The 537-nt window shown below is 71.3% G+C and carries 1 pseudogene; it reads left to right on the top strand.

The annotated features are described in order from the left end of the window. Positions 1-117: 117 nt before the first annotated feature. Positions 118-537, top strand: a pseudogene (locus FGF04_RS39805) (sensor histidine kinase); the annotation flags it as partial.

Here is a 537-nt window from a genome sequence, read left to right as displayed (position 1 = left end):
CGTCGGCCCTCTTCCCCGGCCGGCTGCTGGTCTTCGGTTCGTACGCTGTGCTCTCGTACCGCAGGACCGCGCGGACCCGTCTGAAGGGGGGGTGGTGACATGTCCTGGTTGCGCAGGATGAGCCGTCGGACGTCGCCGTGGCAGGAGAACCCGGCCCGGTGCAGGTCCGACCGGGACGCGTTCGACGCCGGCCGGCGGGAGGGGCGGCGGACGGGGAGGCTGCCGGGGCACCTGGGCCCGCCGCCCAGCGGTTTCGCCCTGCTGCCCTGGCTGCTGATGGGGATGGGCGCCTTCTCCAACCTCTTCCAGGGCAAGACCCCGAACCCGTGGGTCGGCGGCATCGGCCTGTTCGTCTTCAACTCCCTCTACATCCACGTGGTGTTCCGCGCCTTCTCGCAGCAGGCGCGTGAATCCCGTTCCACCCGGGGCGCGTTGATCGCGCTGGGCGTGGTGACCTGTCTGCTCGGCGGTCTGTACGGGGGCAGTTGGCTGCTCTTCTTCCCGCTGCTGGGGCTGGCCGCGGGGGCGATCGTGCGG

Source organism: Streptomyces apricus, from assembly GCF_008369065.1.
GTDB classification, from domain to species: domain Bacteria; phylum Actinomycetota; class Actinomycetes; order Streptomycetales; family Streptomycetaceae; genus Streptomyces; species Streptomyces apricus.
This window is presented reverse-complemented; position numbering and strand designations above follow the sequence as displayed.